The organism is Chromobacterium haemolyticum (assembly GCF_002081825.1).
Taxonomy (GTDB): Bacteria; Pseudomonadota; Gammaproteobacteria; order Burkholderiales; family Chromobacteriaceae; genus Chromobacterium; species Chromobacterium fluminis.
Genome location: NZ_MUKU01000022.1, coordinates 1 through 16480, shown reverse-complemented (window position 1 = coordinate 16480; position 16480 = coordinate 1). Strand labels below are relative to the sequence as shown.

At 64.2% G+C, this 16480-nt stretch carries 17 protein-coding genes and 1 pseudogene; 10 read left to right on the top strand and 8 right to left on the bottom strand.

The window, feature by feature from the left end:
* The first annotated feature begins 211 nt into the window (after positions 1–211).
* Both B0T39_RS16040 and B0T39_RS16035 read left to right on the top strand, forming a co-directional pair.
* On the top strand, positions 212–1423 hold the full coding sequence (locus B0T39_RS16040) for a hypothetical protein (protein WP_081548289.1): 1212 nt from the start codon (positions 212–214) through the stop codon (positions 1421–1423).
* 252 nt (positions 1424–1675) lie between these two features.
* On the top strand, positions 1676–2761 hold the full coding sequence (locus B0T39_RS16035) for a chitosanase (RefSeq protein ID WP_254894571.1): 1086 nt from the start codon (positions 1676–1678) through the stop codon (positions 2759–2761).
* A 16-nt stretch (positions 2762–2777) separates the two neighbouring features.
* Here the strand turns inward: B0T39_RS16035 and B0T39_RS16030 are convergent, their stop codons facing one another.
* Positions 2778–3398 carry a CHAP domain-containing protein gene (locus B0T39_RS16030; RefSeq protein WP_141111261.1) on the bottom strand — a complete coding sequence of 207 codons (621 nt, stop codon included), beginning with the start codon at positions 3396–3398 and terminating at the stop codon, positions 2778–2780.
* Positions 3395–3766, bottom strand: coding sequence for a hypothetical protein (locus tag B0T39_RS16025; protein WP_141111260.1), 372 nt, complete (start codon positions 3764–3766; stop codon positions 3395–3397). Before B0T39_RS16025 ends, B0T39_RS16030 begins: the two co-directional genes overlap by 4 nt.
* A gap of 162 nt (positions 3767–3928) precedes the next feature.
* On the opposite strand from B0T39_RS16025, the gene B0T39_RS16020 reads away from it, so the two are divergent.
* A complete protein-coding gene (locus tag B0T39_RS16020) occupies positions 3929–4258 on the top strand; it encodes a hypothetical protein (RefSeq protein ID WP_081548285.1) in 330 nt (109 codons plus the stop codon).
* Positions 4259–4413: 155 nt separating this feature from the next.
* Positions 4414–4782 (top strand): LecA/PA-IL family lectin, encoded by a 369-nt coding sequence (locus tag B0T39_RS16015; RefSeq protein ID WP_019100806.1) that lies wholly within the window; start codon positions 4414–4416, stop codon positions 4780–4782.
* Positions 4783–4865: 83 nt separating this feature from the next.
* On the opposite strand, the gene B0T39_RS16010 is transcribed toward B0T39_RS16015, so the two are convergent.
* Entirely contained in the window at positions 4866–5222 is a 357-nt protein-coding gene (locus B0T39_RS16010; protein ID WP_081548283.1) for a DUF4180 domain-containing protein, read from the bottom strand.
* 229 nt (positions 5223–5451) lie between these two features.
* Here B0T39_RS16010 and B0T39_RS16000 point away from each other — a divergent pair, with 229 nt between their 5' ends.
* The 4 genes from B0T39_RS16000 to B0T39_RS15985 are packed head-to-tail and all read left to right on the top strand — an operon-like array spanning position 5452 to position 9590.
* Positions 5452–6267 (top strand): hypothetical protein, encoded by an 816-nt coding sequence (locus B0T39_RS16000; RefSeq protein ID WP_081548279.1) that lies wholly within the window; start codon positions 5452–5454, stop codon positions 6265–6267.
* Positions 6264–7448 carry a hypothetical protein gene (locus B0T39_RS15995; protein ID WP_081548277.1) on the top strand — a complete coding sequence of 395 codons (1185 nt, stop codon included), beginning with the start codon at positions 6264–6266 and terminating at the stop codon, positions 7446–7448. The genes B0T39_RS16000 and B0T39_RS15995 overlap by 4 nt, the downstream gene beginning before the upstream one ends.
* A gap of 25 nt (positions 7449–7473) precedes the next feature.
* Complete coding sequence (locus B0T39_RS15990) at positions 7474–8400, top strand: glycosyltransferase family 2 protein (RefSeq protein WP_081548275.1); 927 nt, start codon at positions 7474–7476, stop codon at positions 8398–8400.
* Entirely contained in the window at positions 8397–9590 is a 1194-nt protein-coding gene (locus B0T39_RS15985; protein WP_081548273.1) for an AMP-binding protein, read from the top strand. The genes B0T39_RS15990 and B0T39_RS15985 overlap by 4 nt, the downstream gene beginning before the upstream one ends.
* Before the next feature lie 114 nt (positions 9591–9704).
* Here the strand turns inward: B0T39_RS15985 and B0T39_RS15980 are convergent, their stop codons facing one another.
* The gene (locus tag B0T39_RS15980; RefSeq protein WP_043631225.1) at positions 9705–10406 is read right to left on the bottom strand and encodes a hypothetical protein; all 702 of its coding nucleotides are present in this window, start codon (positions 10404–10406) and stop codon (positions 9705–9707) included.
* A 503-nt stretch (positions 10407–10909) separates the two neighbouring features.
* On the opposite strand from B0T39_RS15980, the gene ampH reads away from it, so the two are divergent.
* Positions 10910–12022, top strand: coding sequence for a D-alanyl-D-alanine-carboxypeptidase/endopeptidase AmpH (ampH, locus tag B0T39_RS15975; protein WP_081548271.1), 1113 nt, complete (start codon positions 10910–10912; stop codon positions 12020–12022).
* 190 nt (positions 12023–12212) lie between these two features.
* Positions 12213–13349: pseudogene (gene ampC / locus B0T39_RS15970) on the top strand (class C beta-lactamase); the annotation flags it as partial.
* A 36-nt stretch (positions 13350–13385) separates the two neighbouring features.
* Here the strand turns inward: ampC and B0T39_RS15965 are convergent.
* The 4 genes from B0T39_RS15965 to B0T39_RS15950 all read right to left on the bottom strand — a co-directional run bounded on the left by B0T39_RS15965 (position 13386) and on the right by B0T39_RS15950 (position 16328).
* The gene (locus tag B0T39_RS15965) at positions 13386–13700 is read right to left on the bottom strand and encodes a DMT family transporter (RefSeq protein ID WP_081548267.1); all 315 of its coding nucleotides are present in this window, start codon (positions 13698–13700) and stop codon (positions 13386–13388) included.
* 1 nt (position 13701) lies between these two features.
* On the bottom strand, positions 13702–14013 hold the full coding sequence (locus tag B0T39_RS15960; RefSeq protein ID WP_081548266.1) for a DMT family transporter: 312 nt from the start codon (positions 14011–14013) through the stop codon (positions 13702–13704).
* Positions 14014–14111: 98 nt separating this feature from the next.
* Positions 14112–14657, bottom strand: coding sequence for a TetR/AcrR family transcriptional regulator (locus tag B0T39_RS15955; RefSeq protein ID WP_081548265.1), 546 nt, complete (start codon positions 14655–14657; stop codon positions 14112–14114).
* Between the two features lie 99 nt (positions 14658–14756).
* On the bottom strand, positions 14757–16328 hold the full coding sequence (locus tag B0T39_RS15950) for an alkaline phosphatase D family protein (RefSeq protein ID WP_081548264.1): 1572 nt from the start codon (positions 16326–16328) through the stop codon (positions 14757–14759).
* Positions 16329–16480 lie beyond the last annotated feature (152 nt).

The following is a 16480-nucleotide window of genomic DNA, read 5'->3' as shown; positions in this document are numbered from 1 at the left end:
TTTTCTTACACTTGAGCCAGCCGTCCATCGGCCCGTGGCCGGAATCGTTTTCTGAAAGCCTTTCCCGCAGCTCAGCCTTCACACTGCGCCCACCAAAATAACCATGCGGCAATCCTGGGTTCGCTCCCCAGGGCGGCCGGCGCCATCCCTTTCCGATTGCGCGCCGAGTCGCCGCCGCGCTAAACCAGCACCTCGCCGGAAGAAAAACGTCATGAGCACCATTCAAACCGCTATCCAGTTGCGGGCGCCGCAGTACGACCTCTCCAGCCTCCAGAATATCAACGAATCCACCCGCATCGGCATGCGCAAGGACGGCATGCTGGTGCTATACACCGGCCGCAGCTATCTGCTGCACCCGGACCAGACCCGCCGCGCCAGGGACTTTCTCCGCGACCGGGGAGCACTCCCCGCCTCGCGCCCGCTCACCTTGTCCACGCTGTTGCGCCTGCGCCAGCCAGCCCCCTCACCATTCGTCTCACCGCCGCCGGCCGGCGACAGGGCCTCCTGTTTGCTGCTGCGCAGCCTGCTGCGGCAGCAAAACCTCGTGATTCGGGAAGAGCTGAGCATGCTGCAAAACGCAGGCCTGGTGACTCGAGCCAAACAAGGCATCGCTCAGCCGCCCGAGGTCAAGACAGACGCCCCCTTCCCTCAAACGATGCCGCCAGCGCTGTTGCGCCGCTTCAATATGGTGGGAGTGGTTTTCGAGCGCCCGCCAGCCAACTACGCCGAATTGCTGTCCGGCATTCAAGCCTCCGGCCGGCCCGAACAGATCACCGTCGCAGAAAGAAAGCTGCGCAAGACCGATCTGGCCGCCCCGCCCAAGCCCGGCAAGGTCAAAAGCCTGCTTGCCGCGCTGGCGCGCCAATCGAACGACGCCTGGGCCCAGTGCGCGCGGGCTCACGGCGGCGCGCAAGCCCGCGCCTTCCGGCAGGCGGAGTTCATCCAGGGGTCAACGATAGGCGAGCAAGGCGTGTGCTTCCCGCTGGCCGTGAAGTGGCTGGCCAGCCAGCGCAGTTGGCCCGGCGATGCCGAAGCCTTTTTCCGCGACATCGAAACCGCCGGCGGACGGGAGGAAGTGATGGAACTGGCGGTCAACAGCTATGTGTGGCAAAACGCCGACGCCGTCGCAGACTACTTCGCCGCCTATGGTTTGATTCCTCGCAGCCACAGCGAAAGCCCGGGTTTCAAGTTCGCGCTGGAGCGCGACGGCCTGTACAACATCGGCATCCAGCCCGCCCAAGGCGTCGGCCACGCCGTGGCGGCCAGGGTTGATCATGCCGCGCGCGCCTTCCGGTTTTTCGACCCCAACAGCGGAGAATACGCGCTGCCGTCCGCCGAGGCGCTGGCCGGCTTCGCGCAAGACTATCTGGCGCTGGCCTATCCCTCGTTGGACAAGGACAGCAGTGTGATGCGGCTGGCCTAGCGGCCGCTCCTAACCTAAGAACCTGAATTTCCCGCGCTCAGAGCCGCATAAAGTGACTCGGCTTAGGCGGCTTGTTGCGCGCGGCGCCACGCTATTCGCCGGAAACACCGACAGGAAGCCCATCTACTTACACACGTCCACACCGACAGTCCCATTTGCCAGTATCCGCCTCTTTCGCCAATAAAATCCCTATGGCATTTTGTGCGTTTTCCCGACTATCGCCGCTTCTTTCCCTGTCTACTGGAGACCGCTTTGAAACGCACACTCTCGATACTGGCACTGGCCGGCGCCGGCTGGCTGGCCTGCGCCGGCACCTCCTGGGCGCAGGCCTCGCCCGCCGGCAGCGCCCCCCGGTTGGCGGCGCGGCTTGCGGTCTGCGCCGCGCCGTGGAAGGCCGCCACGCCTTACCCGGCCGGCAGCATGGCCAGTCATCACGGCGTCAACTTCACCGCGGTTTATTGGACCCAGGGCAATACGCCGGACGCCAGCAGCGGCGCGGCGGAAATCGGCCAGCCCTGGACCGTAGGAGCGCGTTGCGCGCCGGCAGGCAGGAGCAAGGCGGCCAATCCGGACGCCAACTTCTCCCCCAGCACGCTGAAGTTCCTGAAAGCCAACACCGGCTTGGACGGAGAGCAGTGGAACAACATCATGAAACTGGTGAACAAGCCGGAGCAGGACTCTCTGGACTGGCCCAAGTTTTACGGCTATTGCGAGGACATCGACGACGAGCGCGGCTTCACCATCGGCATTTTCGGCGCTACCACCGGCGGCCCCCGCGACCAGGGGCCGGACGGCCCGACGCTGTTCAAGGAGTTCGACGCCGCCAGCGGCGCCGGCAACCCCTCCATCGCCGGCGGGCTGGCGCGCGCCGGGGTGCGCGGCGGCATGCAAGGGCCGGTGCTCAAGATCAGCGACAGCGAGAAGGTGTTCTGCGGCAAGATAGCCGCGCTGCAAAACAACGCGGCCTGGCGCGAAGCGATGTGGCAAACCTTTTACAAGGTCTACATCCAGTACAGCGTGCAACAGGCGCGCCAGCGCGGCTTCGGCAGCGCGCTGACGATAGGCTCCTTCGTGGACACCGCGCTGAACCAGGGCGCCAGCGGCGGCTCCGACACGCTGCAGGGGCTGCTGTCCCGCTCCGGCGGCGGCGACGAGAAAACCTTCATGACCCGTTTCCACGCCGAGCGCAGCAAGGTGGTGGACACCAATGAATACAATCAGCCGCCCAACGGCAAGAACCGGGTCAAACAGTGGAGCGGCCTGCTGAGCCAGGGAGAAACCGACCTGAAAGACGCAGACGTCGCGGTATTGAAAGCCACCAACTGGAAAATGAAGTAGCCGGCTGCCGCGCGCCTCAGGCCTCGTCCGCTGGCGCTGAAGTCTCCGGCGCGCGGCGCAGCCAGCCCAGCACCCGCGTATGGTCCACCCGCGGCGCGCCCTGCTCCATGAGCAAAGGCAGCCGCTCGCGCGCATCGCCGAACGGGCCGGGATTCTGCTGCACAATCTCGATGAAATCCGGCCCGATCCGGCTGACGATGGCGACATGCCCATAACGATTGAAAACCCAGGGCGCGAACACGATAAGATCCTCTTCCCTCGGCGCGTCGCCGCCGCCGTTGCGGTACTGCAGCAGGCCGCGCTCGGGATTAAGCGCGCCGTTGTCCAGCCGGGACTGGAAGAAATCCCGGGCATGGCCTTTGTCCACCGGCATTTTGTGGCCAAAGCGCTGGTAGTAATAGCGTTTGACGAACTCCACGCACTGATAGCGCAAGCCCAGGTTGTAGCCGTCCGGCGTCAGGTTGCGCCCTTCCACGTTCTGCACGCCGCCGTTGTAATACACAGCGACGCCGTTGAACGCGTCCACCGGCTCGCCCACCACGCGGTTCCAATTGCTGTTCAGATGAGTGACCGCCCAGTAAACGCCGCCCAGCAACGCCAACAGCGTCAGCGCCGCCTTGCCCTTGCTCAGTTTCACCGCGGCTCCGCCCCTGGCGCGGCTTGCTCGTCCAGCCAATCGTCAAGATGACAGGACTCGCCGGAGCGGATCGCGTCGATTCCCTCCACCCGCAAGGCCGGCTTGCCGTCCCGCTCCTCAAACTCGCCCAAGATCCGGGCCGAGGTTCTGGCCTTTTCATCCAATGCCTGCGGCGACACCCCCGGCCATTCCACCAACGGCCGGCCTTCCGGGCTCAGCAGCAGATAGGTCGGCTTGCCGATGCTGCAGCGAGTCAAGCGCATGGCTCCCTCGTTCATGCTCAACATGCCGATATAGATATCCGCCGCCATCGCGGCAGACGGCGTCAACGCGCCCAAAACCGTCAGCATCAATTTTCGCGAAAACATGCTTGCCTCCTTGCGGCCGCCATCGGGATCGACGGCCAAAAAATCGATCGGCATGTTAACAGTTGCCTCGCGAATGGACCAGCCTCACCTGGAGCGCGGCTAGCCGTCGCCGGCCGCTCTTGCTATATTGGCGGCCTTCCGACCTAAGCCCAAACGCCGCCCATGACCCTCCCTGCCCGTTTCCTCTTCGCCAGCTTGGCGCTGGCCCTGACGGCCGGCTGCAAGCCGCAAGCGATGCAGGCCAGCTACCACTGCGCAGACGCCACCCGCTTTCACTTCAGCCGCCAGAGCCAAACGGTGGAGTTGATCCGCGGCGGACAGCGCTTCCAGGGTTATATGGATGAGCGCGGACTACTGACCTGGCCACGCGGCAACACCGGCTTGCCGCTGCCGGACAGCTTCTTCATCACCCGCAAACAGCCTGACCAAATGAAACTTTACGGCGGCTTCGCCGGCACCGGCCTGGCCTGCGAACTGGATAAAGGCCGCTGAGCTCCGGCAAGCTATCAGAAGTTCCCAGCCCCGGCCTCGCCGAAAGATCAGCGGCTAAAACCCCCATCGCCAACTTTAATGAAATAAGCATATTCCTCGCGCCGTCGGCGCGACGTCGAATCTGCTTTCTCTCACTTTCATTTTGGAGATTCACCATGGCTTGGACCGGTACTGTCGCTGCGAACAATCCCAACGGGGAACCCACCACCATCACTTACAATCCCGGCGATGTGATCACCATTGTCGCGTCGGGTTGGGCAGGCTACGGCCCGCAGCCCAACTGGGGCCCTCAGGGCGACAAGAGCCACCCCAATCAGGGCCTGATCTGCGGCGACGCCTACTGCGGCGCGCTGGTGATGAAGATCGGCGCCAGCGGCTTCATCCCGGTGAACACCGGCCTGTTCCGCTGGAAAGCGCCGGCCAACGCCCAAGGCCAGATCACGCTGTACTACAACGATGTGCCCAACACCTACGGCAACAACTCCGGTTCCTTCCAGGTAAGCATCGGCAAAGACGCGGTCTGATCCCGCTCTTCCGCTCGCAAGCAGCCCCGCAAGGGGCTGCTCCGCGTCCCTTCCCCGTCTTCACTGTCCGAGCCGCTACGCTCTCAATACTGCGCCGCCAGCCAGACCAGAGCCGCCTCCCTATCGTCGAACACGCGAAACTGCCGGCCTCGGCGCGCTTCGTTCAGGTATTCGCGAAATCTCTCGCCATAGGCGGCGCTGTCCGCGAACACGCCGGCCACGGCTAGGCGGTAGTTGATCAGCTTCTGGATAAACTCCCCGGCAAAACGGCTGCTCAAGTCAAAAAAGGCCGGCGGCAAAGCTTCCTCCGCCAGCAACACGCACGGCGCGTCGTGCTCCGCGCACAGCGCCACCAGTTCCAAGGCCTGATCCAGGCTTTCCACGCCGGCGCAGCATTCAATCAACCTTGCCTGTTTGACAGTCATCACTTGAGTTTGCATTTTCGCTGCCTCGCTTGCGGGAAAAGATAAATCATGCCAAATCAATGACTCGTGCGACAAGAGCCGTTAGCTCATTCATGCGGATTTTCAATATCGTGGTAGTACCTATAGCGGCAGTCTGATCCTTAAACCATATTGATTTCTGCCCGACCGAAAAAAGGAACGGGCCGGCGGCCTCCCCGCCCGGCCCGTCGTGGCGCGCACTCAATGCAAGCAAGGGGTCCTGCTCATGAATCATCTCAGCCATATCATCATGCCGGTATTGCGGGATTTGCCCGCCTCCCACCTCAAACGCGAACTGCTGCAAGCCTTTGAACGACACGGCTGCCACTTTGAAACAATCGAAGCCGGCTTTGCGCGCCTGACCGCGCGGCGACAGAGCACTGAAACCTTGCGCCGTTTTTTTCAAAGCTGGAGCCAGACCAACAATAGCGCGATGACGGTGGCCGGCATCAGCAACCGGATGACCCTGCTGATTCACACCGACCGGCCGGTGGCGGACCGCGAAGCTTTATTTGCCTCCATGGTCTGCTTGAACCGCATCGTGGACGAGGATTTGGCGGTCACGCACAAGATTCTGCACGCCCAGATGTACTACAACATGGCCACGGGCATTGTCGGAGATGACCAGTGGCTGTCCCATGCCTACCTCCACCCCAGCGCCAAGGCCTTCAAGAGCTGGAAGGACCATCAGTCGCTGCGCGAGCCGGACCTGGCCATTGCGCTGCTGACCACGCTGACGCATGAGATCTACACTCACGGCGAAGTGGAGTTCATCCTGCCTTTGTTCCGCCGCTGGCTGACGCAAACCCTGGGCTTCGCCGAGCGCGACGCCACCCGCACCTTGGGCTGGATCAGCGTGCACTGCGGCCCCACCGAGAAAAACCACTTCTTTCACGCCATAAACGCTATCCGCCACTATTCGCGGGCCATGGCGCTGGACTTGGAACGCTACAGCCTGGACGGCATCGTCGGCGCTTACCTGGAACAAAAGGCGGCAGTACTGGAAACGGTGGCGCAGGACGTCCCGGCGGAAGTGTTGTGAGCGGAAGCGAACCGCCGCTCTTGCGGCTGGCGGACCAGGCCGACGCCGCGCCGCCCTCCTGGCCGCCGGACACGCCACCGCTGTTCGCCCCGGAGCAGCTGGCGCGCGCCCGCGTGGAGGTGTCCGCCGGCTATCTGAGCCGCCTGCGCCGTCTGAGCGCGCTGCTGGACGCCGCGTTCCGGGCCATCGTCGGCCGCTATTTCCTGGACCCGCGCATCCGAGCGCTTTATCAGTTGCCCAAAGCAATGGAGGCGCTGCTGCTGCACGCTCACGGCCGGCCTTACCGCGTGGGTTTTTACCGTCCGGACTTCATTTACGACCGCCGCGGCCTGCCGCGCATCTGCGAGGTGGGCGCGCGCTATCCAATGAACGGTTGGATGATCAGCCACTGGCTGGGCCAGGCGGCCGGAGACGACGCCTTCTTGCAAACACTGCGTCAATGGCACCCGCCCGGCTGCGTGGTGGCCCTTGTACACGCCCGCGAGCCCGGCACCGAGATTTTTCTACTGGCGGAAACGCTGCGGCGCGACGGCGTTCACTTTCTGTCCGCCCGGCCGGAAGCGCTCAGCGTCCGCAACGGCAAGCTGTGGCTGGACGGCCGCGCAGTGGACCGCTGCATTCTGGAAATGGACCGTAGCGAACTGCCGCTGTTGCCGGACGCGGTGCTGGACCAGTTGCTGGACGGCGGCGCTTATTTCAACGACATCCGCACGCTGATCCTGGTGCACGACAAGCGCTCTCTGGCGGTCCTGAACCGCGAGGACATCATGCGGGACTGCCTGGACGCCGACGATTACGCCTCCCTTCGCCCCTTTCTGATTCCCTCCTTCGCGCCGGCTTCGCGGGAAGAGGCCGAAGCCCTGTTGGCGCTCCCCGGCGACTTCATCGCCAAGCCCAGCAGCGGCGGCCGCGGTCTGGGCTCGATGGTGCGCTCCGCCTGCGGCGAAGCCGCCTGGCGCGAACTGGTGCTGGGGCAATGGCCACAGTACATGTTTCAAAACTACATTGAACAAAGCGAGTTCGAAGACCCAGAAAGCCGGCAGCTCATCCGGCTGGTGGGCATGCAGCTGTGCCGCGATGCGGAAAGCTACGGCCCCGGAGTGTTTCGCGGCTCGGACGAGTTGATCATCAATCTGCACCAACGTCGCGGCAAGCTGTACTCCGCCGCCGCGGCGGCCTGAACCGGTTTCGCGCACAGGGGGCTTCATGCGGCATTCCGTCATTATTCCGCTGTACAACAAACGCGCCTATATCGGCGAAACCATCGCCTCGCTGGCGGCGCAGGAGAAAGCACCGGACGAGATCATCATCGTCGACGACGCCAGCACCGACAACGGCATGGAGGCGGCGGAGCAGGCCTTGCGCCACCACGCTCAGGATTTATCTCATACCCGCAGCGTGCTGCTGAGGCTGCCGCGCAACAGCGGCCCCGGCGCGGCGCGCAACGCCGGGCTGGCGCGGGCCGGCGGCGAACTAGTGAGCTTTCTGGACGCCGACGACTGCTACCGTCCGGATTGCCTGCGCTTGCTGGAGCAAAAAATGAACGAGCACCGGCTGGACCTGGCGGTGCTGGGCTATGACAGCTCGCCGCAGGAAGAGCGCTTCCCGCAAGCGGACGCGCTGCGCGCCGAGTGGGAGCCCCTGGAGGACGAAGTCTTCCTGCTTCCGCGCCCGCTGCGCACCGCCGGCCACCCTGATTTCTTCATGGGCCGGGCCAGCAATGTGGCCGCGCGGCGGCAGTGGCTGCTGACGCAGCGCTACGTGGCCGGCGCGCGCTTGAACGAGGGCATCGATTTCTGGTATCGGGTGCTGAAGGAGATCGTCGCGCACGGCGGACGCGCCGGGGTGCTGTCCGCTCCGCTGATTCGCTTCCGCATTCTGGCGGACAGCCTGTCCCACCGGCCATGCCGGGATTGGCGGCTGCTGGCCACCCCACCCACCGTGCTGCGTTATGCCGGCAGCCAGGACGCGGACGAGCTGCGCCTGGCTCGCATGCTGGCGCAGCGCTGGCTGGATTATGCGCAGGAATCGCTGCCGGACGCGGCGCAGCGGCGCGCCTTCCTGGCCCGCCATCGCCCGCTGCTGATCCAGCTGGGGCTAGCGCAAACGGATGCGGCGAGGTTGCCGGCATGAACGCGCCTCTGACCCAGCCTTCCGCGTCGGCTCGTCAGCAAGCCTTGTTGCGAGAGTGTTTCGAGCTGGCCCGCGCCCACCCCTTCTACCAAGCGCTTTACCGCGGCGTAGACTGCGTCGACGCCGCGCAGCCGCTGGAAAAAGCGGCTCTGCAAGCCGCGTTGGCGTCGTTTGCGCCGGAACGGGAGGCTTCCGGGCTCTATCTGGTGCGCTCCGGCGGCAGCACCCAGGCGGCGCTGACCTTCCCGGTGGATATCGCGGAAAACCTGGCCCAGCGGCAGGCGCTGGCGGACCGGTTGCGCGCCGACGGGGTGTTCGGCCCCGCCAGCATCGCCCTGAACCTGTTTGGCTACGCCAACCTCTACCGCACCGCCGCCATTGTCGACGATGTGCTGGAGCGCTGCCAGGCCACCACCCTGCCGATGAGCGCCCACGCCGCCGACGCCGACATCCTGGCCGCAGCGCGGCAGTTCCGCCCCAGCCATGTATTGGGCACCCCGTCGCGGCTGGCGCTGTTCGCCGCCCACCTGGAGGCCGCGGGCCAGCGCTTGGAGATTCCGCAACTGCTGTACGCCGGCGAAACCCTGCACGCCTCCACTATGGTCCGGCTGCGCGCCGCCTTGGGTGCGGGCCAGGTCTGGTCTCTGTACGGCGGCGCGGAAACCGGCATCTGGGCCTGGAGCGACGCCAGCCGTCGCCCCGGCCTGTTTCGGGTGCTGCCGCGGGTGGCGGCGGAGATCCTGCAGCCGGACGCCGCCGGTTACGGCCGCATTGCGGTCAGCAACGCCTGGCGACGGCGCTTTCCGGTGTTTCGCTACTGCGTGGGCGACATCGGCCGCTGGGTGGAGCGCGACGGAGAACGCTGGCTGGAATTGCGCGGTCGCGACGGCCGCTCCTTCCGCCTCAATGAAACCACTTACGAACTGGACGATTTCGCGAGGCTGGCCGGCGCGGAGGAAGGCTTCCAGATCCAACTGGACCGCGACCCAGCCGGCCGCGAGCGGCTGACCCTGCTGCTGGCCGCACCGCTGGACGCCGCAGCGGAGGCCACCTTGCGCTCGCGCCTGACGGCCTTGCTGGGCCTGGCGACGGACTCCTGCTCCTTCGCGCTCAGACCGGCGGCGCGGGAGCAATGGCGGCTGGACCCCATCACCAGCAAAACGCCGCCCATCGTGGACCTGCGAGCCTGAGAACGTGTTTACGATCTCGCGAGCTAAGAACCTGTTCAACATCCACGGGCTTCGAACAAGTTGGCCCCCCGGCGGACCGCCATCCCGGCCGTCCGCCGCCCTTGCCCGCTCCGCTCACAAGGTCTGGAAATAGAAGCGGTAATCGCCCTGGCCGAACAACATCGACATGCTGGTCAGATTGCTGTTGGCCGGCGTGCCCACCAGGGTCAGGATGGGAATGGAATCGTGACCGTATTGATACGCCTGGGTCTGCGGGTTGTAGCCGAACTGGTAGAAGGTGTCCACGCTGCCCACCTTGAAGGCGTATAAGCGATAGGTGCTGCCGTCGAACAACATCGACCAACGGTGGAAATCCGTATCCCCGGGCGCACCGGTGACGTTCAAGGTGGGAATGGAGTTGTAACCGTACTCATAGTGGTTGGTGGAGCGGTTGAAGCCAAACTGGTACAGCACCGTGGGCGCGCCCAAACGCCGCAAATACAGCCGATACGTGCTGGTGCTGCCGTCGTAGAGCATGGATACGCTGCTGGCGTCCGCGTCCGGCGGTGCGCCGGTGATCTTCAACTCCGGGATGGAGTGGAAGCCGAACTCGTACTTGGACGTGGCCGGATTGAACGCGGCCTGATACAGGGTATCCGCGCTGCTGCCCTTGAAGAAATACATCCGGTAGTACTCGCCGTCGTTGAGCATGGTCCAACGCGCCCAATTGGTGTCGTTGGGCATATTGGCGATCGCCATATTGGGAATGGACCCGCCATAGGCGAATTTGTAGGTGCTGGTATTGGGCACATAAGCAAACTGATTGACTGATGGCATGACGCTTTCCTCCGAAAGGTAAGTCAGCTGCCCCAACGCCGACGCGAAGCCGGCGTCTTCCATACGGCAACAGCAGCTGGCAAAACCTGCGCAAACGACAACGCTCCGCGCCGCAGCGGGGCTGCAGGCTTGGACGTTCAAGCGGGTTTTGCCAGCGGTTCTACCCCTTGTTCAACATGATGGTCGCGTGACGGCGCATGAATCTCTCCTCCCCCGCGCAGCGGCGCGGGCGAAGCGGATGAATAAACAGCCACTAAGTCGTCAATCAGGGGCGGGCGCCTTGGCGCGGACGAGGCGGGGCCGATAATGGCGGCGATAGGGACTTCAACTAGCCATTGATAGCACCTCAAAAACCGAACACGCCTGTACTTTGGGACTAGGCCGGCTTAATCAGTTACAGCCGTTACAGATTGCGCGCTATGCCGGCGGCCTCCGCCGCCCATAGAATGCATGCCATCGACAGCGCCGACGATGCGCAGCCTCACCCAAGGGAAGCATTATCAATGAGAACAAAGGGATTCCTCAGCCTGGCCCTGGCCGCCCTGCCGGCCGCGAGCCAGGCCGCTATGCCCATCGCCCAACTTAATCAGCACGCCGAGCGCATCTTCAAAGACAGCCAGGCGGTGGGCATGGTGATGGTGGTGATAGACAAACAAGGCAGCCTGCAACGTTTTTACGGAGAAACCCGCCCCGGCAGCCGTCAGACGCCGGATGCCAACTCCCTGCTGCGCATCGCCAGCCTCAGCAAACTGATGACCAGCGAAGTGCTGGCGGCCATGGTGCTGGATCAGCGGCTCAAGCTGGACGATCCACTGCAAAAGTTCGCCCCGGCCGGCGCCCGGCCGGCCAAGGCCTTGGGCGGCCAGCCCATCACCTTGCTGCACCTGGCCACCCACACCAGCGGCTTTCCTCGCGAGCTGCCGGGCGTCAAACCGCGCGACACGCCGGTGTTCGCCTGGCCCAATCAACAACAGCGCTGGCGCTGGCTGGCCAAGACCAAGAGCCGATTTGCGCCGGGGCAGAGCGCCCAATACTCCAACCTGGCTTACGATTATCTAGCCGACGCGCTGGCAGTCGCCGCCGGCAAACCCTATCCGACCTTGCTGCGCGACACCGTCACCGGGCCGCTGGCCATGCGCGACACCACCTTCAGCCCCAGCCCCGCGCAGTGCGCGCGTCTGCTGCGCGGCGTGGAAACCAGCCCCTGCGTCAATACCAGCGCGGCCATAGGCAGCGGCGGCGTCTACTCCACCGCCGCCGACATGCAACGCTGGCTGCAAGACCTGATGCGGCCCCAGAACGAGCAACGCAAACGCCTGTATCAGCAAACCTTCCAGATGCGCTATCAGCGCGCCGATCTGCGCAGCCTTACCGGCATGGACGTGCCCGGCAAAGCCGACGCGTTGGGCCTGGGCTGGGTGGCCTTGCGCGAACAGCCTAAGGCCCAACCCTTCCTGCAAAAAACCGCCGGCGGCGGCGGTTTTTTCAGCTATGTCGCCATCGATCCACAACGGCAGACGGCGGTATGGGTGGCGCTGACCCGCGGCAAACAGACGCGCTACCAGGCCATGAGCGACGGCGTCAATCAATTGCTGCTGGCGCTGAACCGCTCCTAATAAGCGGTTTACGATCCGCCGCGCGTCGGCGAACGCCTTATCTCGCCCTTGCTCGCTAGCGCGTAAACAAACTCCACGCCCCAGCCCAGGCGAGCCGGAACGGTAGAGGCGGCGACAGCAGCCCGACCTCCGCCGCGCCCGGCGCGCCGCCCTTTCTCTTCCACATCCTCATCGACAAGGAGGCATCGCCATGCCCTTAATGAATCGCCGCGTCCTGCCGCTGCTCTGCGCCGCGCTATCCGCCCACGCTCTGGCCGCCGCGCCTTCGCCCCGGGCCGCCGTGGACGCGGAGATCCCCGCGCTGATGCATAAAAACGGCATACCCGGCATGGCGGTGGGCCTCGCCGTCGACGGCGGCGTCCAGGTCTACAACTACGGCGTCGCATCCAAAGTCGGCCATAGGCCGGTGACGCGCGCCACACTGTTCGAGATCGGCTCGCTCAGCAAAACCTTCACCGCCGCGCTGGCCAGCTACGCCCAGACCGAAGGCAGGCTCTCGCTGGCCGACCCCGTGACCCAGCACCTGCCGGCGCTGGCCGGCGGCGGCCTGGAGCGCGTCACGCTGCTGAACCTGGGCACACAGACCTCCGGCCTGCCCTTGTTCGTGCCGGACGACGTCGACAACGCCGGCCAGTTGCGGCGATTCCTGCGGCGCTGGCGTCCCAAACATCCGGTGGGCAGCCAGCGGGTCTATTCCAATATCGGCATCGGGGTCCTGGGCCAGATCGCCGCCGCCAGCATGCGCATGCCCTACGCGGCGGCGGTGGAAGGCAGGCTTTTCGCCAAGCTGGGCATGGACAGCAGCTTCGTCAACGTTCCCTCCCAGAGAATGCGCGACTACGCTCAGGGCTACGACAAGAACGACCGGCCCGCGCGGCTGACTCCGGCCGTGTTGGCGGACGAAGCCTACGGCGTCAAGTCCAGCGCGGCAGACCTGGCCCGCTTCCTCAACGCCAATATGGGCCTGTTGCCCATGGCGCCCAAGTTGCAGGCCGCGCTAGAGGACACTCATATCGGCTACTACCGCGCCGGGGAATTGACCCAAAGCCTGATCTGGGAACAATACCCGTATCCGGTGGCCCTGCCCCGGTTGCTGAGCGGTAATTCCCCCGCCTACATCTATCAAGGCATGCCGGCGCAGCGCCTGGATCCGCCGCTGCCGCCGCAAGCGCGGGCCTTCATCAACAAGACCGGGTCCACCAATGGCTTTTCGGCTTACGTCGCCTATATCCCGGAAAAGCGGCTGGGCATCGTGCTATTGGCAAACAAGTCCTATCCGCTGGCCGAACGGGTGAGCGCAGCCTACCGCATTCTGGCTCGTCTGGACGACGGGCTGACGCCGGGCCCCAACCATGAGCGTGCGCTAGCCGGCGGTCTTGAGCACGACGATGGACGCGACTAGCAGCGACAGATAGGCAAGCTTCTTGTAGCTCTTTTTGTCGCCCCAAAACAAGATGCCGGTCACCACCGTGCCCACCACGCCAATCCCGGTATACGCGGCATAGGCAATCGACATATCTATGGTTTTCATCGCCAGATAGAGAAGAAACAGGGAGCTGCTCAAGCCCAGCGCATACAGCGCGCAGCCCCTGGCATAGCGCTTCAACGCAATGTCCCGGATACCCACCACCACCAGGATTTCAAGCACGCCCGCCGCCAACAGATAAAACCCATCCATATCAATCTTTCACTTGCTTGAGCTGCACCACTGAGAACAAGATCGCCGCGATCGCCAGCATCGCGGCCAGGCTAAGCGGCTTGCCGAACAGGGCGACATCCAGCAAATAAGTGCCCACGGTGCCAAAGATCACGAAAAACACATAAGCGGTCGACGCGCCCATTCTTTTGGTAGCCAGCACCAGGAGGGCAAAGCTGCCGACGATGCAAACGATGGTCGCCAACCACTCCAATACGCTGTCCGAACGCTTCAAGCCCGCGGCCCACAACACCTCAAGTCCGCTGGCAAGCAACAACAACACCCAACTAAGCATCTTTAAACCGCCCTTCACCATTTCAACCGTGAAACTCCGCAAACCGTCTCGGCGCGTGTCTAAAGTCTCGCAAACAGGGCGAGACTGCGAGCAAGCGCTCAGCTCCCCGCCCATTGCTCAATGTCATGGAACGCGTCTTGCCACTCCTGCTCGCTCATATCCGCCAGGCCGAAATAACGCAGCATGAAAGCCCCTTCCACAGCCAGGTAGGCCATACGCGCGCGGCGGCCCTCCTCGGTGGAGACGTCCAGCTTGCCCAGGCGTTCGGCATGCCAGGCCCGCACCCAATCCTTCTGGTCCTTGGACTCCAGCATGGCGCTCAGATGGCAGGCGGCGCGGGCGATCAAGGCCTCTTCCGTCGCGGTGATGCGGACATGGGTTTTAACTTGCTCGACGCTGGACAGCTGTTCGGCAGCGACGCCCGCCATTTTCTCGAAGCACGCGTCATAGTGCTTGCCCCAACGCTCCAACATGGCATTGACCAGATTGTGCTTTGCGCCAAAACAGGATTGGACGCCGCCCTTGCTAATACCCACGGCCTTGGCCACAGCATCGATGGTGAGGGCGGCCGCCCCGCTGCGTTCGATGATGTCTTCCGCGGCGTCCAGCACTTGATCGCGATCGATCGATCTGGGTTTGCCCACTCGTTCTCTCCTCAATTGAATACATACGTATGTATTTTATTAATTCGAACAAACGGCGTCAATCGCGCGGCGGGCAAGGCCGCGCGTTCACGCAGGCGCTCAAGCCGGCGCCAGCTCTTGGGTGAACAGCGTTTGGCCTGCCACGTCCTTCAGCCTTACCGTCATCGCGCGGCTGCGGGCGTCTATGTCCACCTGCCCAAAAAACTGCATGCCTGCCAAGGGCGACAAGTTCTGCGTCTCCGGCGCCTTCTGGTACACCACCTTGGGGCCGAAGGTCATGTCCAGCGAATTGGGACCGAAGGTGCCAGCGTTCAACGGGCCGGAAACAAACTCCCAGAACGGATCGAAATCCGCGAAGGCGGCGCGCGCCGGGTGATAGTGGTGGGCGGCGGTGTAATGCACGTCGGCGGTGAACCACACCACGTTGCGGATATCGCGGCGCTTGATCTCGCGCAGCAACCAGGCCAGTTCCAGTTCGCGCCCCAGCGGCCGGCCGTGGTCGCCGTTGGCCATCGCCTCCCAGCGCGCGCTGCCGTCCGCGTTCTTGCCGTCGGCCACCTGCAGGCCCAGCGGCATGTCCGCCATCACCGCCTTCCAAACGCCCTTGGAAGCCTGCAAGCCTTCCAACAGCCATTGCAGCTGCGCCCGGCCCATGAAGTTCGCGCCCGGCTCTCCCTCCCGCTGCAGATTGGCGCCGTTGGCGTCGCGATAGCTGCGCATGTCCAGCACGAAGACATCCAGCAGCGGCCCTTGCGGCAGATGGCGATACACCCGCTCGTCCTCGCCGTTGCCGTGAAGCCGCAACGGCGCGTACTCCAGAAAGGCGCGAGTGGCCCGCGCCTGCAGCACGCCAATATTCTTCTCGCGGTAGCGCGGATCGGCGGACAAATCCTTGCCGTCGGACCAGTTGTTGACCACCTCGTGGTCGTCCCATTGCCAGATTTGCGGCACCTCGGCGGCAAAACGCCGCACATTGGCGTCCATCAGGTTATAGCGATAGCGTCCGCGGTATTCATCCAGGGTCTCCGCCACCTTGCTCACCTCCGGCGTCAACAGATTGCGCCAGATTTTGCCCCCCTCCACCACGGTTTCCGCCGCCATCGGGCCGTCGGCGTAGATGGTGTCGCCGCAATGCACGAAAAAATCCGGCTGCTGCCTGCGCATGGTTTCATAGATGCGCATGCCGCCCCAGTCCGGATTGATGCCGTAGCCCTGTCCGGCGGTGTCGCCGGACCAGACGAAGCGCAGATCGCGCGCTTTTTCCGCCACGGTGCGGAAGCGGCCCGTCACCGGTTCGGACCAGGCCCGTGGATGGACCGCGTCTTCAAAGCGCGCCCTCACATACAACTGCTCGCCGGCCGGCAAACCGCTCAGATCCACCCGCGCGGTAAAATCGCCGGCCTCGGTCGCCCATGGACCGCGCACCTGGCGCGGGCTGGCGAAGCGCTCGCTGCGGTCCCATTCCACCACCAGCCGCGCGGTCCGGTCCGAACGCGCCCAGACGATGGCGCGGTCCGCGCCCGCGTCGCCGATCTGGATGCCGGAGCTCATCAGCGGGCGCAGCCGGTCCGAGGTGACCACGGCCGGCGCGGCCGGCGCGGCCAGCGCCGGCCCAGCCAACAACAAGCCTCCGCCGGCAAGCGAGGTTTTCAAAAAACGGCGGCGATCCATAAACATTCTCCGGCTTTATCAATAAGGGGACTTCCAGAAACCTGCTTCAGGCAATCAAAAACCAAGCATGCCCTCACACAGATAAAATTTTCAGCAACTTGACGCAGCCAGCGTCGCTGAAGCTGCTGTTTTTGCGCCCGGAGCCCGTATTT